This is a genomic window from Colwellia sp. Bg11-28, assembly GCF_002836245.1.
GTDB lineage: Bacteria > Pseudomonadota > Gammaproteobacteria > Enterobacterales > Alteromonadaceae > Colwellia > Colwellia psychrerythraea_A.
Genome location: NZ_PJBA01000018.1, coordinates 1,411,129 through 1,436,418, shown reverse-complemented (window position 1 = coordinate 1,436,418; position 25,290 = coordinate 1,411,129). Strand labels below are relative to the sequence as shown.

Below are 25,290 nucleotides of genomic sequence, written 5' to 3'. Positions count from 1 at the left end.
TCTAACTAAAGATAAATAACTATATTTATTTGCATGAACATCATTCATTAAGCGTTTTTTTGTTCTTACCTAGTAAAAGATAGAGAACTATGTAAAACAACATAATGTGAGTGCCCACACAAATTGCATGATAACTAATTGTTAAAGAAGAACTTCTCAAGATAAATTAAGAAGTAGATGAGAGTCGCATTCGCTCTTCACCTTAGCTACATTAAGTAGCGCTGCTCGTTGCTGTTGCCCCGAACTGGATGCGTATAATACGCTCCCAAGTTTTGATGTCAACGTTTATTTTAAATAATTTAGAAAAGATTTAAAACATCATGTTAACTTACGTTAGTTATCGTTAAAGCGAGTAGATAACGTATCAAAACAGTTCGTTGATGATTCATTTTGCGTGAACCCCTTGGAACTGGAGCGCATTGTAAAGAATTTTATAACTAGGTCAACCCTTTTTTAGTTAAAATTCCAATAAAAATGACTTCGCTTAACTTTCATACAGCCCTTGTCTTTGTTTACCTCAATACGTTCAATACTTGCTCAGATTAAATAATCTCATTTCAATTACTTAGTTTTATCTTTATAAGTTTTTTAGTTACTAAGACCTTTGAATACTGGTTTTATTAGCTAGCTATGTTATTTTTATTACTACTTGCCATTCAATTAAATTGCAGCATTGCAATAGGTGCTAAATGAGTACAACTAACATACGTCCTTATAAAGGTATTCTCCCTTCTATCGGATCAGATAATTACATTGATAAATCAGCTATTCTCGTTGGAGATATTACTTTATCTGATGATGTCAGTATTTGGCCGCTTGTTGCCGCTCGTGGTGATGTAAACACTATTACTATAGGTGCTCGAACGAATATACAAGACGGTACTGTTTTGCATGTGACGCGGAAAAGTTCTGAAAACCCGCAGGGTAATCCTTTAATTATTGGCAGTGATGTGACAGTTGGACATAAGTGTATGTTACACGGCTGTCAGCTTGGTGATCGAATACTCGTTGGTATGGGAGCGATAATTATGGACGGCGCTGTTATCGAGGATGATGTCTTTATTGGCGCTGGCAGTTTAGTGCCTCCGAATAAAACACTGCTTAGCGGTTATTTGTATGTCGGAAATCCGGTAAAACAAGCTAGACCTCTAAAAGAAAGTGAAGCAGCCTTTCTTAAGCAGTCAGCCATAAATTATGTAGAGTTAAAAAATGAGTACTTAAATAATTAACGCATTTGTATGTGAATAGTATTTCCCTCTGGCTCATTTTTTTCGAGCCAGAGTTCAACAATTTCTTCTAGATCAAATTTAGTACAGTTGTCTATCTCTTCCAATTTCTTTAGTTGCATTGAGTGAAAGTAAATACTAATAACTTGAGCTGATAACAATACAGTAAAGCACCAAGCATCTTGCTCTTTATCAAAGGCTAAATCATCATTAAACAGAATGGCTTGATTCATACAGATTTCTCTCTTTATTTTAAAGAAGCTCTTAATTTATCAATCACTGGCTGAACTTCTGGAGTTACTCCTCGCCAAACTTCAAAGCTAACGGCCGCTTGCCCTACTAACATACCTAAGCCATCAATTACTTTCATTGCCCCATGTTCTTTTGCCCATTTAAGAAACGGTGTTTCATCCTTTCCGTATACCATGTCATAACAAACTACATTCTGACTTAGTAGTGATGTTGGAATTGGCGGTAAATTTCCTGATAAGCTGGCAGATGTCGCATTTATAATGACATCGAAATGTTGTTGTTCGAGATCTTGGTAACCAGAGACACTAAGGCGAATATCAGAGAAATGCTGACATAATGTTGCAGCTTTACTTGCCGTTCTATTAGCAATGACAATAGAGCGAGGATTTTGTGCAAGTAAAGGAAGTAAAACACCTCTTGCCGCTCCGCCAGCACCCAATAGTAATACTCTACTTTCATTTAAAATGACTTTGTTAGTAATTAGATCTTGAACTAAACCTTCACCATCGGTGTTATCACCGAATATCTTGCCATTTTTAAAGGTCAGTGTATTAACTGCGCCAGCGAGTGTCGCACGTTCGGTGAGTTCATCTGCTATGGCAAGCGCCTGCTCTTTGAAAGGTGCTGTTACATTTGCGCCTTTACCGCCGTGACGGATAAAGTCTGCAACAGCATTAGAAAAATCTTTAGTATCGACCAACTGCTTTTGATAATCGATATTTTGTTGACTCTTATCTGCAAATATATGATGAATAGCTGGAGATTTAGATTGCTCAATGGGGTTTCCAAAAACGCGATATTGATCTGGGGTCTGTTGTGTCATGGTTATTGCAATAAATTAACTAATGATTACAGCCTATCTTAATCATTAGTTAATGAAAACAAAAAAGCAGTAACCCTTTAGAATAAGTTACTGCTTTTTATTTTTGTTGGTAATTAACTTAATTTAGAATGTGTAACCAAGCATTACTGAATAAACCATAGGATCAACATCAACGCTTGCACTACCTTTGCCAACTAGGCCGCCATCTACTCCTAAAGCATTGTCGATATTAAACGTAGCTTTGGTGTTAATATCAATGTAACGAGCTGAAACATTAACAGACCAATTTTTATCTAGCTCATAATCAAGACCAAGCTGAACAGAGTAACCCCATGAACCATCAAGTTCTAGATTACTAAAACCTGCCGCTTGAGGCGTTGAAGTAAAGTCTTCATCGAAAAATATCGTGTAGTTCACACCAACACCAACATAAGGTTTAAATGCAGTGCCCGTATCAAAATAATAGAGCGCGCTTAGTGTTGGCGGTAAATGGCTTACTTCTGCCAAAGTAGCACCATTTAAATCAATACCATAAATATCATTCGTTGCGCCTTTTGGATCATGTAATATCACATCATGGGTAAATGGCGTTGCCGCTAATAATTCAATTGCCCAATTACTATCAAAAAAGTAAACCAGGTTTAAACCAAACTGGGTATTATCGTCTACTGAAACTGATAACGGTGTTGCAGATCCATCTAAAAGTACCGTTGCTTCATTACTACTAGGTGAAACCATAGTAACACCACCACGAACGAGGATGTCACCAGCTTGGTTTGCAAAAGCTGTAGTTGAAAGACTTGATAGTAAAGCTATGGTTAATAAAGTTTTTTTCATGATTATATATCCTTAAAATAATTAAGGGTATGATAATCCTGTTGCCTTAATAAAATTTGATTTAGCGCAAGGTTTTGACTGCTAACTATGAAGCTAAGCAATACTTTGATCTTGATCAAATTCTTATAATAATCAAAAAGAAAATAGTATTAAATAACGTTAATTATTAATAGACTAGCGGCGCTATTCGCTCAAATTTATCCCATGTAACCATTTTCTTAGTTTCTGATGATTTTCCCCGTCAACGCATCAATAATTTTTGACGGTGAAGTTCGACCTAAAGTAACCCCTTTAAGAATGAAGTCTACTTGTTTAGATAAAACTAGGTCTAATGATTGCCATGTTTTAGCCGGTTCTTGTCCAGATAAATTAGCACTTGTCGAAACTATGGGTTTATTCGTTTGCTGACACAAGGCAACAACATCTGGCTGACTGGTGATTCTCACCGCAATGGTGTCAAAGCTACCTGATAAGAGTGATGAGATATTATTATTTTTTGGCACTAGTTGAGTAATGCCATCAGGCCACCTTGATAACAGGGTCAAGCGCTTATCTTGTGGAATTTTACTGTCATCGATATAAGGCAGTAATTGAGAATAACTACCTGCAAGTAAAATTAGTCCCTTTTCAGGAGATCTTTGTTTTAACTTTAACAATCGCTTGAGTGCTTCTTTATTGTCAGGGTCACAACCAAGGCCGAATACGGCTTCTGTTGGATAAGCAATAATTCCACCATTTTTAAAAGCTTCAACAACATTCTTTTCGCTCACAGACAACCCTTCTATTTATAATCACTTCCACCGCAATATTACCAAACACTGTTCATAAACGCCTAATGATGGATTAATTTATCGATAGAAAAGTTCTATATTCCGTATTTCGTTAAACAAGGTTATAATTGCAGCTCTATTTTTACTTTCTTCATATATGAAGAACATTCTATTTTTTTAAAGGGCATAAATTCATGACAGTCGGTATCATCATGGGATCAAAATCAGATTGGCCAACAATGCAGCATACAGCAGAAATGCTTGATTCTTTAGGTGTACAGTACGAAACCAAAGTAGTTTCTGCACACCGTACTCCTCACTTACTTGCTGAGTATGCTGAAAGTGCAAAAGATAGAGGTATTAAGGTAATTATTGCAGGCGCTGGTGGTGCAGCTCATTTACCAGGTATGGCCGCAGCTTATACTTCTTTACCTGTTTTAGGTGTGCCAGTGCAATCTAAAGCGCTTAATGGACAAGATTCTTTATTATCTATTGTGCAAATGCCAAAAGGTATTGCAGTAGGTACATTGGCCATCGGCAATGCCGGTGCTGCCAACGCAGGTTTACTTGCAGCACAAATTATTGGCACTCATAACACTGAGATCCAACAAAATATCGAAGAGTTTCGTCGAAAGCAGACAGAAACCATACTTGCTAACCCAAACCCGGCAGAATAAAAACCCTCATGAATAAAATTCTCATACTTGGCGCAGGTCAATTAGCTCGAATGATGGAGTTAGCAGGCACACCTTTAAACTTAGATATTAAAGCACTAGATGTATCAAGTAATAAGGTTGTACAACCACTTTCACCTGAAAATATTTATGGCGATTTAGAAGCAGGCATTAAAAATGCTGATGTAATTACCGCCGAATTTGAGCATATTGCCCATGACATACTTGCTGAGTGTGAGCAATCAGGGAAGTTATACCCGACAAGTAACGCTATTAAAATTGGTGGCGATAGACGGTTAGAGAAAGCATTGCTTGAATCTTGTAATGCCGCTAATGCCAAACATTACTTTGTTAACGCTAAAATAGATTTTGATAAAGCAATTGAGCACTTATCTTTACCTATTATCTTTAAGACTGCACTTGAGGGGTATGATGGAAAAGGGCAATGGCGATTAAAGTCAGCGGCTGATGCTGAAGTAATCTGGCAAGATATGGCAAACTTTCTTGCGACTTCAAAAACCACTGTTAAGCAAGGAATTGTTGCTGAACAAATGGTGCCTTTTGATCGCGAAGTATCCCTTGTTGGTGTTCGTCGCGTTAATGGAGACGTTGCCGTGTATCCTTTAACTGAAAATCATCATACTAATGGTATTTTAAGTGTCTCAGTGGCTGCTCCTGTTAATGAACAATTACAGCAACAAGCCAGTACCGTATTTAAGGCCTTATCAGATGAACTCGATTATGTTGGTGTTATGGCTATTGAGTTTTTCCAAGTTGGCGACCAACTCTTAGTCAATGAAATTGCACCAAGGGTTCATAATTCTGGACATTGGACTCAACAAGGTGCTGACACCTGTCAGTTTGAAAACCACTTAAGGGCCATCTGTGATTTGCCTTTAGGTAGTACAGCACTTGTTCGTCCAACAGCAATGGTCAACATTATTGGTGAAGATACTGTTTCTAATGAGGTGCTTGCTATACCGAGCGCAACTATTCATTGGTATAACAAAGGTAAACGTGTAGGGCGTAAAATGGGTCATATAAATGTTAGCGGTGAAAGTGAATTACAGCTTGCTCAACGTTTACAACATCTAGCTGATATCCTTTGCAAAGAAGCATTTCCTGATCTTAATGACTTCGCAAAAAACTATTTAGATAAACAAAGCTAATGAATACGTTCATTTAATTAGTTATTAAAAAAGACGCTATTTAGCGTCTTTTTTTATGAGTAGCATTGCGGATATTTATCATATTTTTTGCATATGAGAACATTTTTTATCTGCACACTGATATTTAATTCCAGCAGCCATATTTCTTTTTAGCAACAAAGGAAATTGACACTTTTCACATCGCCCTTCTACTGGCTCATGATTAACGACAAATTTACACTTTGGATAAGCATCACAGGAGTAAAATTTCTTGCCAAAGCGACTTGTTTTTTCTTGCAATGAACCACGTTTGCAACTTGGACAGACCACGTCCTGTATTATCTCCTGCGCTTCATGTTCAATATGATGGCATTGTGGAAAGTTACTACAGCCAATAAACATGCCATAACGACCTTGCTTAACCGCTAATACATGGGAGCATAATGGACACTCGCTACCCGATAGTATTTTATCTTCAACACGCTCATGCTCTACTACTGCTCGTGTATATTGACAATTAGGGTAATTAACACAACCTAAAAAAGTCCCAGACTTACCATGCTTCATGGTCAACTCTGATCCACAATCAGGACACACTTGATATTCTTTCTCTAAAGCATGTTCGTGTTGAGTAAAGAGTGGTTTTTCAGATTCAGACATTATTGAAAATTGCGTTCAAAACAAGTGTAGCGCTATTATGCCACAAAAAATTTCTGAACAATACGATCGGTGACTGCTGGCTAAATATACTAGATAGTTAGCCAGCTTTATTCACGTTATTAGTGAAGAGGGCCTTCTTGTTCTTCGAATATCAAGTCTTCTAGTTGAGAATAAGCTGACTCTTTACCTGGTACATTAAATAGCACCATCAGAATTACCCACTTTAAATCATCCATAGAGAAGTACTTGGTATCAAGTTCCATGACTCGGTCAATAACCATTTCGCGAGTAGTAAAATCAAGTACATTTACCTGCTCTAGAAACAAGATAAAACCACGGCTTGGAGTATCAAGCAACTGCATTTCTTCGCTAGTATAAATCCGTACAGACTTACTGCCTACGCGCGTAAGATATGGGTAAGCGTCAGTGTCTTGTAATGCGGTAAGTTTTTCTAGCCAATTTAATGCTTTGTATATTTCATCCTGATGAAAGCCCGCTCTTGTTAACTCATCTGTTAACAACTCATGATCCACCATGGCTTCTGATTCATTTTGGATATACGTTTCAAAAAGATACATTAAGATATCAAACATAATTAGCCCCTTATATACTTTATTGCGTTCTAATATAGCCACCAGGTACCGCAGATACCAGACCATTTAGCTCCAGTATTGTTAATCTAGTTAACACTTCCTCTACGGGAAGTTCGCTCCGTAAAACTACTTTATCTACGGGAGTAATTTCAAATCCCACACTATCCAACAACGCATCGTTACACAAGACTTTTTGATTTATTTCATCGCCTCCTTTGTGAGTACTATATGTAGCTGACTTCAAAGGCTTCAACTCACTCTTTAAGTGTAGACTAGGTTTATCTGCAAAAGCGAACTCATCTATTATATCGGCACATTGTTCAACAAGTTTAGCGCCTTGTTTAATTAACCAGTGACAGCCTTTTGCTTGTTTATTTTCAATAGAGCTAGGTATAGCAAAAACGTCTCTATTTTGCTCTAGTGCACAACGAGCTGTAATCAAAGAGCCACTTTTTAATTCAGCTTCAACGACTAAAACCCCCAAACTTAAACCACTAATAAGGCGATTTCTTTTTGGAAAATGCCCCGCTCTAGCTTGCGTACCAGGTACAAATTCACTAATGATGGCGCCGCTTGAATCTATAATTTTCTGCGCCAAAGAATGATGTCTGGCTGGGTATACCTGATCTAAACCCGTAGCAACTACCGCGATTGTGCTAGCAGGCTCACTAAGGGCACCTCTATGCGCTGCAGCATCGATACCAAGGGCTAATCCACTTGTAATAATAAAATTATGCTGCGCAAGTTGTTGGCATATTTTGAATGCGGTATCTCTACCTCCTACGCTAGCAGCTCTACTTCCAACTACGGCCATCTGCGGCGCATTAAGTAATAATGGATTGCCCTGCATAAATATCACTAAGGGTGGATCATAGATTTGTTTGAGCAATTGAGGGTAATAAGTATCGTCATAGCAAATGATGGCACTATTACATGCAGCACTTGCATGAATAATATGGGTTATTTTTAGCCAGTCAGGCTGATGAAAAGCGTGAAGTTGTTTCACACTTAAGTTATTTGCTGAGCTAAGTACTGTGGATTTATTGTCTAACGAAAACAACGCTGTTAAACCAAAGGTCTCAACAAGTGCTATTTTTTTGTGAATGGCTAACCGAGGAACAAGCTTTAAAGCTAACCAGTATTCAATATTACTTTTACTGTTATTAATCATTACTTGTCTTCTCCTTAAGAACAAGTCATACCTTTTATTTTCCCTCTCAATAAGGAGGGAAAATAAAACTTTAACAGTTGGTTATCATGGTGCGGTAATCAAATCATTTATTCTCGCTGGCTTCTCAGTATGTAGAATAAGTGCCATACTCGCTTTTTGGTAAACTTTGAAAACCATTAACTCACCTAACTGCTCTTCTGGCATATTATAATCACTACCCGTAATTTTATTCCAACGTGAAGACTCTACACTATAAGCAGGACCACTCCCGGTATCTACCACGGCAGGACTTGTGCGTTTTATCGCCATAACATCACCAACGGTCACGTCATGTTCTATGCCACGGTTAATCATAACAACTTCAAGCTTAGCAAACTCACGACCATTACTAGTAGCTTTAACAATAGCGCCACGAAGTGACTTATCAGCTGCTTTCATAGAAAAAATAGCGGGCAATAATTGTCCTTCATTAACAGGTACTACATAGTTTCCTGCATGGATTTCTCTTTTTACCGAGCCAACATTCATAGTAGAAGGCACATTATTTTCTATATCGCCACGTTTTATTACTTGCCCAGTTCCTACCAAATTGACATAAAAACCTAACGAATCATCTGTTTCAGGATCAAAAATCTCTTCTCCTTTATCATAGATTGCATAACTTTGTGCGACCTCGAGATCCTTATTCACGTAAACTTTAAAGTCTTTCGTTGTCATTCTGTAGCCTTCATCACTACCTATAATGTGTGGTAGCTGTTCTAGCTCATCTTCGGTAAATAGATGGTCATATCTAACAAAAGGAGCAATAACTTCTAGCGGTAACAAAGTAATTGCAGAGTCTTTTTTATTCTCTTGACGTATTTTTGGCGACCATTTATAGCTTGGTTTTACCGGTTCTACCACCAGCATAGGCTCACCATTTTCATCAAAAACAAGTTTTAAAACATCACCGGGATAAATTAAATGCGGATTATTGATTTCTGGATTTAAACGCCAAAGCTTCGGCCATAACCAAGGTTGCTCAAGAAACAGTGCTGAAATATCCCATAAGGTATCACCTTTCACTACTACATGTGTCTTAGGTGCGTCATCATTAAGTGTTATCTGATCGGCAAGGGCTACCAATGAACACGATAGTAAAGATAGTGATAGTATTATTTCTTTAAGCATGGAGCTCGTTCCTTTTAGTGCACACTGCTGTAACGCACTATAATTATTAGTTATATCAAGTGACTTAAAAATGCAGGTTTCAGTTACAGTTACTTGAGTATATAATTAAAACATAACATTCTAGATTAATTATCGCTAATTCTTTTAATAAAATATGACTATTTTAACTGTTTTACGTTTTCCTGATCCGCGTTTGAGAACAAAAGCGCAGCCCGTTACTGATATAACTGACGCTACGGCTACAATTATAGACGATATGCTGGCAACTATGTACGAAGAAAATGGCGTAGGTCTTGCCGCTACTCAAGTAGATATTCATCAGCGCATTGTTGTCATGGATACTTCTGAAGATAATGACCAACCCATCATCTTTATCAATCCCGAAATTATTGCTACTAGTAATGAAAAATCGATCAATGAAGAAGGTTGTTTATCCGTGCCTGGTACTTATGCCAAAGTAGACCGTCATGATGCATGTACTGTAAAAGCACTTGACCGACACGGTAAAGAATTCTCTTTAAACGCTACGGAATTACAAAGCATTTGTATACAACATGAACTTGATCACTTAAAAGGTGTTTTATTTGTTGATTACCTATCCCCGCTAAAGCGTCAGCGCATTCAAAAAAAGCTTGAGAAAGAAGCAAAGATTGACAAAAACAACAAGTAAGTACTTACTTACAATAATAGGAATTACTTTGGTTACTCCACTAAATATCATTTTTGCAGGTACTCCTGAATTCGCTGCCCAACATTTAGCAGCGTTAATTAATTCTGAACATAATATTGTCGCCGTTTATTGTCCCCCTGATAAACCAGCTGGCCGCGGTAAAAAACTAACCGCTTGTGCAACAAAGTTACTCGCAATAGAGCACGATATTATTGTTGAGCAACCTATTAACTTTAAAAATGAGGAAGACCAACAACAATTAGCGAAATATAACGCTGATATCATGGTTGTTGTTGCTTATGGTCTGCTATTACCTGAAGTCATTTTAAACTCTCCACGTTTAGGCTGCATTAACGTACATGGCTCAATTCTACCCAAATGGCGTGGTGCAGCACCTATTCAACGTTCTCTTGAAGCTGGAGATAAGAAAACCGGTGTCACCATTATGCAAATGGATAAAGGGTTAGACACGGGAGACATGATTCTATCCGCTGAGTGCGAAATAGAAAATACAGATACCAGTGCAAGTCTTTATGAAAAACTTGCCAACTTAGGGCCAACTGCCTTAGTTAATACATTAACTATTATGGCTGAACCTGATTATCAAGCCAGTAATCATAATATCGCTCAAGATGATGAATTAGCGACTTATGCCAAGAAACTTGATAAAACTGAAGCAGAGCTTAACTGGCAATTCAGTGCTGATGAACTACATCGAAAAATTCGTGCTTATATTCCTTGGCCAGTTGCTCAATTTACCTTTACAGAATCTGAAGGTAAGCAGCATAGGTTACGCATATGGCAAGCATCCGTGCAAGAATATCGAGGCAATGCTGATCCAGGCACGATAATAAAGGCAGACAAAGAAGGGATAGAAGTAGCAACAACCAGTGGTTCGTTACGACTAGAAGTCATTCAACTTCCAGGGAAAAAAGCATTAGCCGTAAAAGACATCCTAAATGGTCGCAGCGATTGGTTCGTTGTTGGCAGCACTATTAACAAGCTTGGTTAAGAGAAACAATGATAATTAATATTAGAGCTCTTGCAGCAAAATGTTGTTACGCCGTTATAGATCAAGGGCGAAGCTTAAGTGATGAACTACCCAAACAACAAGATAAGTTGATAGGTAAAGATAAAGGTTTACTGCAAGAAATTTGCTACGGTGTGTTGCGGTACTTACCAGAATTAGAAAATGATGTGAGTCAATTGGTACAAAAGCCAATAAAGGGCAAACAGAGAGTCTTTCATTTTTTACTTTTAGTGGGGGTTTATCAAATAAGATATATGCGTATACCTGACCACGCAGCGGTGAGTGAAACGGTAGCAGCAACAAAAACGTTAAAAAATGACCATATGAAAGGATTGGTTAATGCCGTGCTTAGAGGTTTTTTACGTGCATTAGAAGCAGAAAATAAACAAGTAAACAAAACAGATAAAAAGATACCTGATCCAATAAAGTACAATCACCCTGGTTGGTTTATTAAAAAAATACAACAAGCCTACTCAGATCAGTGGCAAGCGATACTCGATGCAAATCAGCAAAAGCCTCCGATGTGGTTACGTGTCAATCAACAACACCACACTAGTGAACAATACCAAGCGTTACTTGAGGAAGCGGAAATTGAAATTGCTCACGTTGAGCCAAACTCCCAAGCAATTGAACTTGCTAAACCACTCGATGTCGCAAAATTACCGGGCTTTGATGATGGTTGGGTTTCAATACAAGATGGCGCAGCACAGCAAGCGGCACGCTTATTAGATTGCCAACCCAATGATATTGTATTGGATTGTTGTGCAGCACCGGGGGGTAAAACTTGTCATATCATTGAACAAACGCCTGATATTGCCTCAATGACAGCAATTGATATTGAAGAAGGCCGCCTCACTCGAGTTCATGAAAATTTAGATCGCTTAAACCTAACGGCTAACGTAATTACTGCAGATGCAGCGACTCAAAATTGGTGGTCTGGTGAACAATTTGATCGCATATTACTTGATGCGCCCTGCTCTGGAACTGGCGTAATTCGTCGTCACCCAGATATAAAGTGGTTACGTAAAGCTGATGATATTGATAAGTTAGTGGTCTTGCAGCAGCAGATTCTTGACAATATCTGGTCATTACTCAAACCAGGCGGTACCTTACTTTACGCAACTTGTAGTGTTTTGCCTGAAGAAAATAGTCTGCAAATATCTCGCTTTATTGAACAAAATCAGGACGCACAACTAATTGCCATTAACGGTAATACTCCTGAGACTGATAAAAATGCAATTGGCTGGCAATTATTACCTGATGCTGAAAACATGGACGGCTTTTATTACGCCAAATTATTAAAACTCAAATAATACAAATAACACAAGCAGAAAAGTAACGCATGAAAATAATCATAGTGGGTGCAGGACAGGTTGGCGGTACGTTAGCTGAAAACCTTGTTGGTGAAAACAATGACATTTCGGTAGTAGACGTAGATGGTGAAAAGCTACGTGAACTGCAAGATAAAATGGATTTACAAGTCGTTACCGGCCAAGGGGGGCATCCTGATGTTTTGAAAAGTGCTGGCGCTGAAGATGCTGATATGGTTATTGCGGTAACCAGTGATGACGCTACCAATATGATCACCTGCCAAATATGTTCTTCATTGTTTAATACACCGAAAAAGATTGCCCGTATTCGTTCGAATCAAATATTAAAGTATTCTGAGCAACTTTTTCATAAAAAACACATTCCTGTTGATCATATTATCGCTCCCGAAGAATTAGTAACGCGAGATATTGCGCGTCTAATTGATTACCCTGGCGCACTGCAAGTATTAGAGTTTGCGAATGGAAAAGTAAGCCTAGTAGCAGTAAAAGCTTATTACGGCGGTTTACTCGTTGGCCACGCGCTTTCAACATTGAGAGATCATATACCTAATGTCGATACGCGTGTAGCTGCCATATACCGAAACGGTAAACCAATACGCCCTCTTGGTACCACAGTAATTGAAGCAGACGATGAAGTGTTTTTTATTGCTGCGAGTATACATATACGCGCGGTGATGAATGAGTTACAAAAACTCGAATCAGCTTATAAACGTATAATGATTGCCGGTGGCGGTAATATTGGTGCTGGTTTAGCTCGAATTTTAGAAAAAAATCATCAAGTAAAATTGATTGAACGTTCACCAAAACGTGCTGAGCAATTAACGTCTGAGCTCAATGACACCTTAGTTTTCGCTGGTGACTCTTCCGATCAGGAATTACTCACTGAAGAAAACATTGATCAATTTGATATTTTTATCGCAGTAACCAATGATGATGAAGCTAATATCATGTCGTCACTGCTTGCTAAAAAGCTTGGCGTCCGTAAAACTATGGTACTTATCCAACGAGATGCCTATATTGATTTAGTACACGGCAGTACTATTGATATTGCCATATCGCCACAGCAAGCCACTATATCAGCCCTATTAACACATGTTAGACGTGGTGCTATCGATAATGTTTATAGCTTACGTGGCGGCGCAGCTGAAGCCATTGAAATTGTTGCCAAAGGTGATGAAAAATCATCTAAAGTGGTTGGTCGTGCAATCAAAAATATCAAATTACCGCCTGGTGCTACTATTGGTGCTGTTGTCCGTGGTCATGAAGTATTGATTGCCCACTCAAACACCTTAATTCACGAAGAAGACCACGTTATTTTATTTTTAGTTAATAAACGCTACATCTCTGATATCGAAAAACTTTTCCAAGTGAGTGCTATTTACTTCTAAGGGTACTTTATCCAGCACAAGAGAGTCATAATTTAATAAAATTGGTATAACTATCTCCCTCCTCTGACATAAATATTTACAGCTAATCACTTATCCTACAAGTGATTAGCTGTAATAATCCCCTTGTTGACATAATAAAATACTTATTATTTTCACTCGTTGAAACATATTAGACCATTTACATTAATTTAGAGCTCAAAATTCAATGAGGATAAATCTTCAAGTTCAAGGCGCGTGATTGAGCAATAGCTGGCTATTGGGATTGAGCGCGACGCAGAAAGTGTAGATGTAGACCATTTGAAGATGGGCAATTAATTTGTGTAATTGGTATTAGATTAAGCCCACAATTTACAAGGATTTTTATGAAAGTATCTAAAGTACTCACGGCCATCACGCTAGCACTCAGTAGTATAGCTTTTAGTAGTCAAGCAGAACTTGTTGATAATACTAAAATTGGCAAACTTTTGAAACTGAAAACTTTCGTGTACATTTCACCCCAGAATACCGTCAGTGGGCTTTATCAAGTGCAAGGGAAATGGAAGTTGTTCGCCAACTCATTAAAGATCAACAAGGTCGCGTTATCACAGAAAAGGTCGATGCTTATATCGTTGACCCCTACAATGCCGCCAATGGTTTTGCCTTCCCGCTAAGTCACCGACCTTACATGGCTTTCTTTACAACCCCTCCACAATCAGACACTATTATTGCTAACTCTACGGGTTGGCAACAACTATTAGTACTGCATGAATATGTCCATCTGGTTCATTTAGCCCAAAAGAGCCGCAGTAATTGGCGTAATAACGTAGCCAATTGGTATGATTTTTATGATGCTTCACAAATTAATGGTGAACGTTGGGTAAGTGAAGGTTATGCCACGTTGTTAGAGTCTAAGCTGACCGGTCGCGGCCGATTATTTAATAATCAGGTGGAAGCAATAATCCAGAAATTTGCTCGACAAGGTGCTTTACCTAGTTATAAGCAACTAAATTCAGGCGATGATAGTTTCATGTCTGGCTCAATGGCTTATCTCGTTGGTGTACGCTATTTAAAGTGGTTAGAAGAGAACTACGGTGAAGAAACCCTTGATGCGGTTTGGACTCGTTGGTCTGCTGTTGAACAACGTGACTTTGAAAAGTCGTTCAAAGGAGTATTCCCAGATACAGCGAAAAACCTTTATCAACGTTTTGTTGCTGAATATACCTACAAAGCCATGCAACATGAAATTAAGCTTACGGCACAAAGTAATGAGGATAATCGTTCAAAATTATGGTTAGATTTATCCGGTTACACTAGTGACCCGAGTTTAAGTCCGCAGGGTGATTACCTTGCTATTGTAGAAACCCAACGAACAGAAGAAGGTAATACCACCAAGTTAAATATTTATAAAACAGGTGAAAACACAAAAAGCATTGAAGAGTTTACCAAAAAATCCAAAGAGTTATTAGCAGATGATCCGCAAGATATTGCTGATAAAGCGCCCAGTGTTTTTAAACGTGAAGTCGCTTATACCTTAAATCAAAGAAACAACCGCGGTATAAAGAACCCACGTTGGCTTAATAAAGATACCCTTATCTATGGAGCCAGTAGCTTAACGAAGAAAAACAGTTATCATCAAGATCTCTTTTCTTGGCACTTACCGACAAACACGATAAAACAACTGACAACCAGCGCAAATATCCGTCGCTTTGATATTAGTAACGATGGACAATTTATTATTGCTGAGCGCAGCCGTGTTGGTAACTCACAGTTAGTTAAAGTAAGTTTGGCGGCTGAATCTTTAGGTGAAATAATTGCAGAACTGACACCACAAAGCCTTGAGCAAGTTTATGATTTTCCGCGACTTCGCCCAACACTCGATGGCTCCACTTCAGATAGTTTTGCTTATGTTAGCTCAAGTTTGAATAATAAATGGCAATTAAAAGTTCGCCAATTTGAAGGTGAACAAGAGCAAATAATACCCTTACCCGAAAACTATCAATTTCTTTCTTTCCCTGAATGGTCTAAAGATGGTCAATCACTGTATTTTGTTGCCGGTTTAAATAGTGCAACGCGCTTATACAAGTATGATTTTTTAAATAAAGTTTTGTCGGCTGTAACCTCAGGAGAACAAGTCATAACTTGGCCTATGGTTAACGGAGATAGTGAACTGCTTCATTTAGCCATAAATGCCCAAGGCCCTGATGTTTATCAGCTTGACTTGAGCAAAGCCAATAACCAAATAATTACAAACACCACCACATCTTCGGCAATGACGGTTAACTTAGCAGGCAGTTTAAAACTGTCTGAGGCGACTATCGCTGTTGATGAGAGTATTGGCGAACAATCAGCCTATGGCATTGGTCCTCAACAAGGGACAATAACGATCGCTGAAAGTATTTATTCCGCCAGTAGCAGTATGTTAGAAGTCGGTTATAAATCAGGTGATGTACTTTCTCGTTTTGATTGGCAAGTCAATGCTAGCCAAGATATTTTCAGTAACATTATCTCTGGCGCATCAGGGGCAATTCGCTGGCAAGGCTGGCCGGTAAAATTACTGGCTCACGGTTATGTCTTTGACTTGAAAACAGATAAACAGGATAGTGATGCGTTAAACTTAGGTAAAACAACAGAAAAAGGGCTATTACTTGAAGCTCGCTATCCCTATAGCATAGAGACACTCGCTGTTGATATATTTGCACAAGTGCAAGCATCACAATATGAGAATAGCCAGCATGTGGATTTTTCTAGCTTATCTTTTTCTCTAGGTATTGAACAAAGTTGGTCATACGACCAACAAAGCTGGGGTATTTCACAAGCAATAAATGCCCAATTAATTTCGGCTCAAGATGATCAAGCAGAAATTAATGGTAATGATGGTAGTTATACCGGTAGCAATGGCCTAGCTAACTTGAATGCTCATATACAGGGCTTTACTCTAGGTTTTAATTACCTTTGGGCACAACGCTCAGAAGATGCTGGCGATATCCTCAGTTTGGGTGGCTATTCTTCAACGCTAATCCAAGAAAAAGCGCATATCAATAAACAACTTGCACCTGAATTGGCCTTTTATCGTCAACTGGGTAATGACTATCAAGCTTATCAAGCATATATGCCATTAGGTATTGTGGAAGTATTTTATACTCGCCATGAAATGACTGAGCGAGATATTATCGATAGTTACGGTGTTAAAGGCTCACTCAACAATGACTTTGGTTTTACTGGGATAACCAACGTAGCCATTAATTATGGTATCGCACAAGTTAATCCAGAGAATGAAAGTTCAGATACCCAAGGCTGGGTAGCCCTTAGTTATAAATGGTAATTTACGCTTTGATATTTTGATGAATCAATAAAATCGTATATAGGTATTTAGCTATATACGATTTATGAGCGCCAGAAGGCAGGAGTAAACAGAACTAGCAGCGTAAATATCTCTAAACGACCAAACAACATGGCCATGATTAATACCCACTTGCTCATATCATTAATCGAAGAAAAGTTAGCAGCAACCTCCCCTAACCCTGGTCCAAGGTTATTGATACAAGCCGCAACGGCTGTAAAGGCTGTGATATCATCCATACCAGCTGCCAGTAGCAGTAACATACAAATAACAAACACCGCAGCGTAAGCGGAGAAGAATCCCCATACGGCCTCAACAATACGGTCAGGTAAAACTTTTCGACCTAATTTAATACTAAAAATAGCTCGAGGATGTACCAGTTTATTTAACTCTCGAAGACCTTGTAAATAAAGTAACACTACCCGTACTACCTTCATACCACCACCAGTACTACCTGCACAGCCACCAATAAAACTAGAAAAAATAAGTAACATAGGCAAAAGCGTGGGCCAATCAGCAAAAGATGTTGTTGCAAACCCTGCGGTAGTACTAATTGAAACCGATTGAAATAGTGCTTGATCGAGTGCTTGGTCGACATCTTGATAAGTCCCAGTAGCTAATAGTACGGTAAAGCAAATTACAGTCAGTACGATTTGGATACCAATAAAGACTTTAAACTCGGGGTCAAAGAAGTAACTCCTAACCGATCTACTCTGCACAGCGGCATAGTGCAAGGCAAAATTAACCCCAGCAATTAATAGAAAGGTGACACAAACTAAGTTAATTGTTGGACTATTAAAGTAGCCCATACTAGCATCATGGGTAGAAAAACCACCAATTGCAATCGTTGAAAAGGCATGGCAAATAGCATCAAAACCCGACATACCTGCGAGCCAGTATGCTAAAGCACACGCGATAGTTAATCCTAAATAAATATACCATAAATGTTTTGCGGTATCGGCAATCCGTGGCGTCATTTTTGAGTCTTTCACTGGGCCAGGTGTTTCAGCACGATATAATTGCATACCACCAATACCAAGCATCGGTAATACCGCAACAGCTAAAACAATAATACCCATACCACCTAGCCACTGTAATTGCTGGCGATACCATAAGACTGCGTGGGGTAAATCATCAATATGATTTAAAATAGTTGCCCCTGTAGTGGTTAATCCTGAAAAGGATTCAAAAAAGGCATCAGCGGTAGATAGGTTGGGTTCTTCTAATAACATCAGAGGAATAGCAGAAAAGCTGGCCAGTACTAACCAAAAGAGCACAACAATTAAAAAACCTTCTCTGGCTTTAAGATCCGTTTTTTCAAAGCGATGAGGGTACCAAGCCAAAAAGCCTGTGCAGATACACCATAAAAAAGCCAGAATAAAAGGTAAACCACCACCATCGCGGTAGATTAATGAGATTAATGCTGGAGGCAGCATAGTCACACTAAGTAACCCTACCAACAAGCCTAGAATTCGGATAATATTTTTATATTGCACGTTTTATTTTTCTTATTCGATTTATTATTCGGTTTCTTGTTCGATAGCGGTTAACTGTAATTGTCCTGATGACAATGTGTGTAACTTATCCTGCATTAAACCCAATTTTTCTATTGGAATGGCGAGTCGAAAAATGACTGTTTGTTGATAGTCTTGAGTAACAACTTGACCTTCAATTTGCCTAAGCAAGTGCAAAACATCATCTATTTGGCTATATTGACACGCTAAGGTTTTATGCACCATAGCTATTTTAATTTTTGACTGTAAAAATGCTAATGCTTGACGAACACTACCACCATATGCTCTTTGTAGACCACCAGTACCTAATTTAGTACCTCCAAAGTATCGAACTACAATGGCACAAACATGTCCTATGCCGCCGCCTTGCAATGCTAATAACATAGGTTTTCCCGCTGTGCCTGTTGGTTCGCCATCATCAGAAAAGCCATAACCTTGACTATCATCGGCTGCTTTCGTTAAAAAAGCATGACAATGATGACTCGCTTGCGGATGAAGCTGCTGTAGTTCTTTTAACATAGCTTTAGCTTGTGCTATATCGTCACAAGGCCGTAAATAGCAGATAAAACGACTGCGATTAACAATGCTTTCATCTTCAACATCATTAATCGCAATAGGATAGGATTTAGTCACAATAAACTTTACTTCTCTGAAATAGGGTCTGTTGATCTTTCAGTTTGTAACTCTGTTGCACTTGAAAAAGATGACAATCGAGGCACTTCATTCAATATTTGGTTGTTCCAAATACGAATGAAGCGACAAAGAATGACACTTTTTCAAGGCAAGCCGAAAGCTATAGCAGAGACTAAAATGAAAGGTTAGCAGACCCTAGCTTAAACCTAAGTCTCTGGTCATATTTTCATTGTGTGATTGATGTACAATAATATTATCTTCAATACGAATACCACCAAAGCAGCGCATTTCATCTACATTTTGCCAATTCACTTGATCCGCATTAGCTGACGCTTTTAAGTCAGCAAGCAACGAGTCGATAAAATACAAACCGGGTTCAATAGTAAACACTTGGTTTGTTTCTATCACACGTGAAGTACGTAAAAATGGGTGTTCTGCTGGTGTATTCACATGGGTTCCACGTTCATCAGCCATAAAACCACCAACATCATGTACCTGTAAACCTAAATGATGACCTAAACCATGTGGGAAGAAAGTAGAAATAATGCCTGACTCTACGGCAGTATCAGCATCAACATTGATAAAGTTAAAGTCTCGCAACACTTGCCCTATGGCTCTATGCGTTTCAATATGAAGATCAACATAACTCACACCGGGTTTTAATCCTGCAACAGCATTAAGCATCAACTGATCCATACGGGCAATTAATTCAGCAAATTTATCATTTTTATATGAATAAGTACGGGTAATATCTGCAGAATAACCATTGAAGTTTGCTCCGGCATCAATAAGAAATGATTGATGTACTTGCGGAGTCATTTTATCTAAAGACATATAGTGTAAAATTGAGCAGTTTTTATTTAAGGCAACAATATTACCGTATGGCGTGTCGTTAGTGCCGTAACCGATAGATTTAAGATATGCCTGTTGAATATCGTACTCACTATCCCCTTGTAAAAAGGCATTACGAGCGGCTTGATGTGCCTTTACTGCCAAAGCATTCGATTGGCGAAGACATTCGTGCTCATATTTACTTTTATAACCACGATGATAATGAACATAATTAAGTAACGGCTCTGGATTAATAGCTTCAAAACCTAACGCCGTAGCAACTTCAATATGACTACCAATATAGGCAAAGCCTTTTTTATCATAAGGCAATAATTTATCAACTTCGCTCGCTTTAGTTAATATTTTAATATTAAAAAACTCACCCCAATAACTTTCTGCTAAAGGCGTTACCTTGTGCCAAAAATCAACCGGTTGATAATATATTAACGTGGGTTTATCTTCACCATTAACCACTAACCAAGAGTTTGGAATATCAATTAATGGTAGCCAATATTTAAAGTGAGGATTTACTTTAAAGGGATAACAGTTATCATCAAGAAAGGCCTTAACTTCTTGTCCAGAATGGATAACTAAACCTTCTAAGTTTTCACGTGAAAGTACCGATTTAGTCATCTGTTGCAATTGGGCAATATGAGCTGGGTATTGGCTAGCCAACTTAGCATTAAGTGTTGTCATGTATTCTGTCTCCGAAAAACGGCCATCAAAAATTTAACTTATGATAGCATATCCCTCAAAAGCCATACCATTAGCAATATAAAGTCCCATTTTAAATGTGCTAAATTTGTGCATATAACTTTGCAAAGACAAACATAGTTTATCTTGCAGTGTTAAGTTATTTACTTAATCACCAATACTCATATTAATGACTTGCTCAAAAATCTGACTAACCTGCCCTGGTTTATGTTGATAAATCTCTTGATACGCTAAAACACTTTTTACGTAATTACGAGTCTCTTTAAAGGGAATGGTTTCTATCCAAATATCTGCTGGCATCGCATGGCTATTCTTTAACCACCCCTTTACTCTATGAGGTCCTGCATTGTAAGAAGCTGTAGCAAGAATCTGATTTCCTTTATTTTTATCCAGAAGCTTACGTAAGTACTTTGTTCCTAATTTGATATTATTATCCGCATTGTACAAATACTGTCGACTAACACTACCGCGTTTTAATTGCTTTGCTGTATTTGGCATAAGCTGCATTAAGCCCTTGGCTCCAACCGGTGAACGAGCATCTGTCATAAACGAACTTTCACGTCTGGCGATAGCAAAAGCCCACGCAGGGTTAATTGCTTGCTTCTTGGCATGCTGGTTAATCTTCTTATCAAATGCTTTTGGAAATCTCAACTCAACATCATCCATATAACCAACTTTTGACAAGGTGAATATTGCTCGGTCAAACCAACCATTTTCATTAGCGAGTTTTGCAGCGACTAATTTTTCACGATTATTCAGTTGTGTAAGCCAATAACGCCACTCTCTGCGCGCTTTGACATAACGGCCTAAATAATAAAATTCAAATGCCCGCTTAGCTGAGGGGTGCAACAATATAGCGTTTTTCTCCTGGCTAGTGATCGCTAATGGACTATTTTGCAAACTGACGGGGGTTTCTAGGTAGCTAGCAGCCAAAAAACCATAATAATGACGTTTACTTGATAATTCATTCATTACATCTTGGCCATGTTCTAAATCATCGGTTGCAATCAATGCTCTTGCATACCAGTACCGCCACTGTAATTTTGCTTTATATTTTTCAGGCATTGTTGCCAGTTCTTTCAAGACAAGTTGCCAATTTTGTTGCTTTAAAACTTCAGTTAACTGCCACTGCATAATATTACTATCTATGTTCAGTGGATCTAACTTTTCTAACCAAATCCTAGCTTGTGGATGATTTTTACTTGCTAAAGCCACGGCAAATTTTGCAACTATTTGCTGATGTTGTGTTGTTGAAAAAGTGAATGTTTGCTGCGCCTTTTTAAAACTGGCTAATGCTTTATCAGGATCACGCCAGATTAAGCGTTTGATACCATAAGTATATATTTGGCTTTCTTTTGTCGATTTTTTAATAAACTTATACTGTCTCGTTACGGTTGCAGGATCACGTCTTACTTGATGCCACAGTCGTCCTAAATATTGCTGATCCTTTGGCAGTAAGTTTGTTAAATAAGGAATTAAGGTATGTTTTCCGCCATCTGCCGCTAACCCTATACGTTGCCATACAATTTCATCGGTTCTATAACCCGCTTGTTGCCATTGTTCAATTATTGGGTCACAAACTTTATCTAACGATTTACCGACTAACCATAGTTTTGTTACTTGAGGTAATACAACATTTGAGGGTAGACCCGCCTCTAAAGAAAAGTTGAGTTTGTGGCAAGTAAGCACGTTATTACGAGTACTTTGATAAAACTCAAGGAAAAGTGCGCCCTTATTCTTTTTGGCTAAGAACATTAACCATGCTTTTCGTAATGGCCAATCCAATGGCGAATGTTGATGTTTTTCTAAGAAAGTGGCTATTTCCCCTGCTGAAGATAACTGCATGTTTTCTATTAGACGGCGCTGATCTAAATACGGTTGTAGAGGGTAGTAATACAGCTGATTATAGAGGCTTTGATACTGTTGAGAATTACTTTTTACTAATAATTTTTCAGCTTTTAAGAATATTCTTTGTTGTCCAACATCTGTCAATATTTGCAAACTATCATTTGCTTGCAAAATATTAATTGACGAAAGTGTGCAAACAGACAGTAATATAACCTTTAGAATACTTTTCACTGGTACCTCTGGAGTCGGTAATAAAAATATTGGGGAGATAACGTACTTAGTTATTTCGATAAATTCAGTATAGTTGAAGCCATTTTTTTATACGTTGAAATACCTAAACGAGGTATAATTATTTATAAATTACTTTTGCTAATGTACACCTAATGACTACGACTATTTTTCAACAAACTAATCATACCTTAGATGCCATAGGCCTACGTTGTCCTGAACCGGTGATGATGGTTCGCATGAACATTAGAAAAATTGCTAGCGGTGAAACATTGCTAATAAAATGTGATGACCCCTCTACTGCTAGAGACATCCCAAGCTTTTGCCGCTTTATGGAGCATGAATTACTGGCTAAGCAAACAGATACGCTACCTTTTTTATATGTCATTAAAAAGAATTGATAAGTGTAAGTAACTATTTCTCTGTGGAACTTTCACTTTATTGTATTGCCTTATATTCAATAGCTATCGATAGCTATTAAACACGGAGCAATACCTTATGACCAACTTTAGTAATAAAAAATTCATTTCTTTTTTACATAGTAACAAAAAATTCCTTATTTTCATCTTGTTGATGTCCGTTTTTCGAAGCGCGGTTGCCGACTGGTACTCTGTGCCCACAGGTTCAATGAAACCGACTATTCAGGAAGGCGACCGTATTATTGTTAATAAAATAGCCTATGACGTTCGCTTACCTTTTACCGATGTATCACTACTATCAATTACTACGCCTAAACGCGGTGAGATTGTTGTGTTTGAATCTAAAGCTGCAGAGTTAAGATTAGTTAAACGTGTCATTGGTTTACCTGGCGATGTCGTTGAAATGAATAATGAAGTTATTAAGGTTAACGGAAAACCTTTGTCCTACAAAATAGTAGATAAGCTGATTAACAAAACTAATTCCCAAAACATCACAACCTCGATAGAAAAAATAGGAAATATTGAACACCACATTAATATCAATAATACCGCAAGTAACCGGCTCAGTAATTTTCTACCTGTAACCGTTCCTTCGGGTCATTATTTAGTATTAGGTGATAACCGCCGACACAGTGCAGATTCACGTGTTTATGGCTTTGTCCCTCACCAAGAGTTACGAGGAAAGGCCACTGCAATTGCTTTTTCTATTGATTACAATAATTATTATATCCCTCGCTCGGACCGATTACTCCAAGATATTTATGGTATTTAGCAGTTATCCACCTTTATTTACACAAAATCCCCAGTACCTTAAAGATACAGGGGATTAAGGTTGTAACTTTATACCCGTTACCATTCAAAGTGCAGAATTTCAGTGGGAATTAAAATGACTTTAGGCAAGGCAAATAATTTAAACATAGTCTTTCTATGGTTTGATTATTTAACGCTGTATAAAGTCAGTTTAAACCCATCGAAGAAGCGCTTGAGCAACTTCACTTCATCGTTGCTGTGATTTATAAAGGATAACCATTATGTCATCACAGCGCCTTGAATTGAAACGGCTCAAACACTCTGAAACATGCATCTTGATTGGTAATGGGTATACACCAAAAACTATGCTGGTATTTGTACTTTTTTCAACATAACAAATAACTTATCTTTTAGCTTAAGTCTTTGTTTCTTTTTACCTTCTAGGTATTCATCACTGGTGTTTTCTACACCTTGCTCAATACGGTTAACTTCATGATCTATTTCATGATATTCAGTAAAAAGTCTCGCAAAGTGATTATCATTTAATTTTAAGTGATGTATCTCATCCGTAAATTCTGGAAATTCGTGGTGTAAATCATGTTTTTCTAATGTCATATTTTGCTCCAAAAGTTATTGTTAATATTCTATTAAACAGCGCACTTAATACATTTAGTTGTATAAGGTAATGCCGACAATCTATCAGGGTTAATGGGTTCCTCACATTCAACACAACTTCCGTATAACCCCTCTGTTATTCGTTTTAATGCCGACTTGACTAAACTCAACTCTAGCTTCGCCTCATGATGAATTTCATCGAGCACACCATCATTTTCAGTTTCTGTTGCTTGTTCAGAAAAGTCTTGTGATCTACCTTTATGAAAATCAGCTTCTATCGCACTAATTCGCTTAGTTAATTGCACTAATTTATTTTCTAATAATGTCGTTATTTCTTTGCTTGGCATAACCAGCTCCTTATTGGTCGGTATTTATATATACCCAAGCCACTTGAAGATGCGTGTTTCAGGATGCTTGAGCAATTCATGATCAAGGCGCCTCATTTTATTAAGGGTTATTCCCTTAAAAAAGGAGGCAACGAATAACATGGTTTGCTCAAACATCCCCGTAGGGCTGGTTTATAAATGCTTTAAGCTACGTTATTGATGTCGACAATAGAATAACTATTCTCTTCAATCAATGCCTTGCCTAAAGGAATTTATAATTCCAACTGAAATCTGCATCTTCAAGTAGCTTGGGTATTTACCCTTACATTCACCTTACGCCTATTTATGTT

General features: G+C 38.0%; 24 protein-coding genes. 10 read left to right on the top strand and 14 right to left on the bottom strand.

Features of this window, described 5'->3' with window-relative positions; all coding sequences use genetic code 11:
• The first annotated feature begins 689 nt into the window (after positions 1-689).
• On the top strand, positions 690-1,229 hold the full coding sequence (locus CXF79_RS23305) for a gamma carbonic anhydrase family protein (RefSeq protein ID WP_011040922.1): 540 nt from the start codon (positions 690-692) through the stop codon (positions 1,227-1,229).
• Here the strand turns inward: CXF79_RS23305 and CXF79_RS23300 are convergent.
• The 4 genes from CXF79_RS23300 to CXF79_RS23285 form a co-directional block, all read right to left on the bottom strand.
• The gene (locus CXF79_RS23300) at positions 1,226-1,459 is read right to left on the bottom strand and encodes a hypothetical protein (protein WP_011040921.1); all 234 of its coding nucleotides are present in this window, start codon (positions 1,457-1,459) and stop codon (positions 1,226-1,228) included. The two genes, CXF79_RS23305 and CXF79_RS23300, sit on opposite strands and share 4 nt — an antisense overlap.
• A 14-nt stretch (positions 1,460-1,473) precedes the next feature.
• On the bottom strand, positions 1,474-2,301 hold the full coding sequence (gene aroE, locus CXF79_RS23295) for a shikimate dehydrogenase (RefSeq protein WP_101158211.1): 828 nt from the start codon (positions 2,299-2,301) through the stop codon (positions 1,474-1,476).
• 123 nt (positions 2,302-2,424) lie between these two features.
• The gene (locus tag CXF79_RS23290; protein WP_011040919.1) at positions 2,425-3,138 is read right to left on the bottom strand and encodes an OmpW/AlkL family protein; all 714 of its coding nucleotides are present in this window, start codon (positions 3,136-3,138) and stop codon (positions 2,425-2,427) included.
• Positions 3,139-3,356: 218 nt separating this feature from the next.
• Positions 3,357-3,908 carry an L-threonylcarbamoyladenylate synthase gene (locus tag CXF79_RS23285; RefSeq protein WP_011040917.1) on the bottom strand — a complete coding sequence of 184 codons (552 nt, stop codon included), beginning with the start codon at positions 3,906-3,908 and terminating at the stop codon, positions 3,357-3,359.
• Between the two features lie 194 nt (positions 3,909-4,102).
• Here CXF79_RS23285 and purE point away from each other — a divergent pair, with 194 nt between their 5' ends.
• Together purE and CXF79_RS23275 are read left to right on the top strand one after the other, a co-directional pair.
• Entirely contained in the window at positions 4,103-4,585 is a 483-nt protein-coding gene (gene purE / locus CXF79_RS23280; RefSeq protein ID WP_011040916.1) for a 5-(carboxyamino)imidazole ribonucleotide mutase, read from the top strand.
• Between the two features lie 8 nt (positions 4,586-4,593).
• Positions 4,594-5,751, top strand: a complete 1,158-nt coding sequence (locus CXF79_RS23275; RefSeq protein ID WP_101158209.1) for a 5-(carboxyamino)imidazole ribonucleotide synthase — start codon at positions 4,594-4,596, stop codon at positions 5,749-5,751.
• A gap of 78 nt (positions 5,752-5,829) precedes the next feature.
• Here CXF79_RS23275 and CXF79_RS23270 read toward each other — a convergent pair whose 3' ends face one another.
• From CXF79_RS23270 to CXF79_RS23255, 4 genes are all read right to left on the bottom strand, one after another.
• Positions 5,830-6,390, bottom strand: coding sequence for a DNA topoisomerase family protein (locus CXF79_RS23270; protein WP_011040914.1), 561 nt, complete (start codon positions 6,388-6,390; stop codon positions 5,830-5,832).
• A gap of 119 nt (positions 6,391-6,509) precedes the next feature.
• The gene (locus CXF79_RS23265; RefSeq protein ID WP_011040913.1) at positions 6,510-6,983 is read right to left on the bottom strand and encodes a DUF494 family protein; all 474 of its coding nucleotides are present in this window, start codon (positions 6,981-6,983) and stop codon (positions 6,510-6,512) included.
• Positions 6,984-7,002: 19 nt separating this feature from the next.
• Complete coding sequence (dprA, locus tag CXF79_RS23260) at positions 7,003-8,154, bottom strand: DNA-processing protein DprA (protein WP_101158206.1); 1,152 nt, start codon at positions 8,152-8,154, stop codon at positions 7,003-7,005.
• An 84-nt stretch (positions 8,155-8,238) separates the two neighbouring features.
• A complete protein-coding gene (locus tag CXF79_RS23255; RefSeq protein WP_101158204.1) occupies positions 8,239-9,324 on the bottom strand; it encodes a LysM peptidoglycan-binding domain-containing protein in 1,086 nt (361 codons plus the stop codon).
• 154 nt (positions 9,325-9,478) lie between these two features.
• On the opposite strand from CXF79_RS23255, the gene def reads away from it, so the two are divergent.
• The 5 genes from def (at position 9,479) to CXF79_RS23230 (ending at position 17,044) form a co-directional block, all read left to right on the top strand.
• Positions 9,479-9,994: a peptide deformylase gene (gene def / locus CXF79_RS23250; protein WP_101158202.1), complete on the top strand. Its 516-nt coding sequence runs from the start codon at positions 9,479-9,481 to the stop codon at positions 9,992-9,994.
• Positions 9,995-10,022: 28 nt separating this feature from the next.
• Positions 10,023-11,006 (top strand): methionyl-tRNA formyltransferase, encoded by a 984-nt coding sequence (fmt, locus tag CXF79_RS23245; RefSeq protein ID WP_011040909.1) that lies wholly within the window; start codon positions 10,023-10,025, stop codon positions 11,004-11,006.
• Positions 11,007-11,014: 8 nt separating this feature from the next.
• Positions 11,015-12,337: a 16S rRNA (cytosine(967)-C(5))-methyltransferase RsmB gene (gene rsmB, locus CXF79_RS23240; protein ID WP_011040908.1), complete on the top strand. Its 1,323-nt coding sequence runs from the start codon at positions 11,015-11,017 to the stop codon at positions 12,335-12,337.
• Positions 12,338-12,366: 29 nt separating this feature from the next.
• The gene (gene trkA, locus CXF79_RS23235) at positions 12,367-13,743 is read left to right on the top strand and encodes a Trk system potassium transporter TrkA (RefSeq protein WP_011040907.1); all 1,377 of its coding nucleotides are present in this window, start codon (positions 12,367-12,369) and stop codon (positions 13,741-13,743) included.
• Positions 13,744-14,278: 535 nt separating this feature from the next.
• Positions 14,279-17,044: a TolB family protein gene (locus CXF79_RS23230; RefSeq protein WP_232769296.1), complete on the top strand. Its 2,766-nt coding sequence runs from the start codon at positions 14,279-14,281 to the stop codon at positions 17,042-17,044.
• Between the two features lie 62 nt (positions 17,045-17,106).
• Here the strand turns inward: CXF79_RS23230 and CXF79_RS23225 are convergent, their stop codons facing one another.
• From CXF79_RS23225 to CXF79_RS23210, 4 genes are all read right to left on the bottom strand, one after another.
• Positions 17,107-18,558 carry a TrkH family potassium uptake protein gene (locus tag CXF79_RS23225; protein WP_011040905.1) on the bottom strand — a complete coding sequence of 484 codons (1,452 nt, stop codon included), beginning with the start codon at positions 18,556-18,558 and terminating at the stop codon, positions 17,107-17,109.
• A gap of 24 nt (positions 18,559-18,582) precedes the next feature.
• Positions 18,583-19,209: a YigZ family protein gene (locus CXF79_RS23220; protein ID WP_101158200.1), complete on the bottom strand. Its 627-nt coding sequence runs from the start codon at positions 19,207-19,209 to the stop codon at positions 18,583-18,585.
• 195 nt (positions 19,210-19,404) lie between these two features.
• Positions 19,405-20,736 (bottom strand): Xaa-Pro dipeptidase, encoded by a 1,332-nt coding sequence (gene pepQ, locus CXF79_RS23215; protein WP_011040903.1) that lies wholly within the window; start codon positions 20,734-20,736, stop codon positions 19,405-19,407.
• Positions 20,737-20,901: 165 nt separating this feature from the next.
• A complete protein-coding gene (locus CXF79_RS23210; protein ID WP_101158198.1) occupies positions 20,902-22,833 on the bottom strand; it encodes a transglycosylase SLT domain-containing protein in 1,932 nt (643 codons plus the stop codon).
• A 152-nt stretch (positions 22,834-22,985) separates the two neighbouring features.
• On the opposite strand from CXF79_RS23210, the gene tusA reads away from it, so the two are divergent.
• Positions 22,986-23,231, top strand: a complete 246-nt coding sequence (gene tusA, locus CXF79_RS23205) for a sulfurtransferase TusA (protein ID WP_011040900.1) — start codon at positions 22,986-22,988, stop codon at positions 23,229-23,231.
• 97 nt (positions 23,232-23,328) lie between these two features.
• The gene (lepB, locus tag CXF79_RS23200; protein WP_101158196.1) at positions 23,329-24,021 is read left to right on the top strand and encodes a signal peptidase I; all 693 of its coding nucleotides are present in this window, start codon (positions 23,329-23,331) and stop codon (positions 24,019-24,021) included.
• 341 nt (positions 24,022-24,362) lie between these two features.
• Here lepB and CXF79_RS23195 read toward each other — a convergent pair whose 3' ends face one another.
• On the bottom strand, positions 24,363-24,614 hold the full coding sequence (locus CXF79_RS23195; protein ID WP_011040898.1) for a YdcH family protein: 252 nt from the start codon (positions 24,612-24,614) through the stop codon (positions 24,363-24,365).
• 32 nt (positions 24,615-24,646) lie between these two features.
• The gene (locus CXF79_RS23190; protein ID WP_011040897.1) at positions 24,647-24,961 is read right to left on the bottom strand and encodes a TraR/DksA family transcriptional regulator; all 315 of its coding nucleotides are present in this window, start codon (positions 24,959-24,961) and stop codon (positions 24,647-24,649) included.
• Between the last annotated feature and the right edge of the window lie 329 nt (positions 24,962-25,290).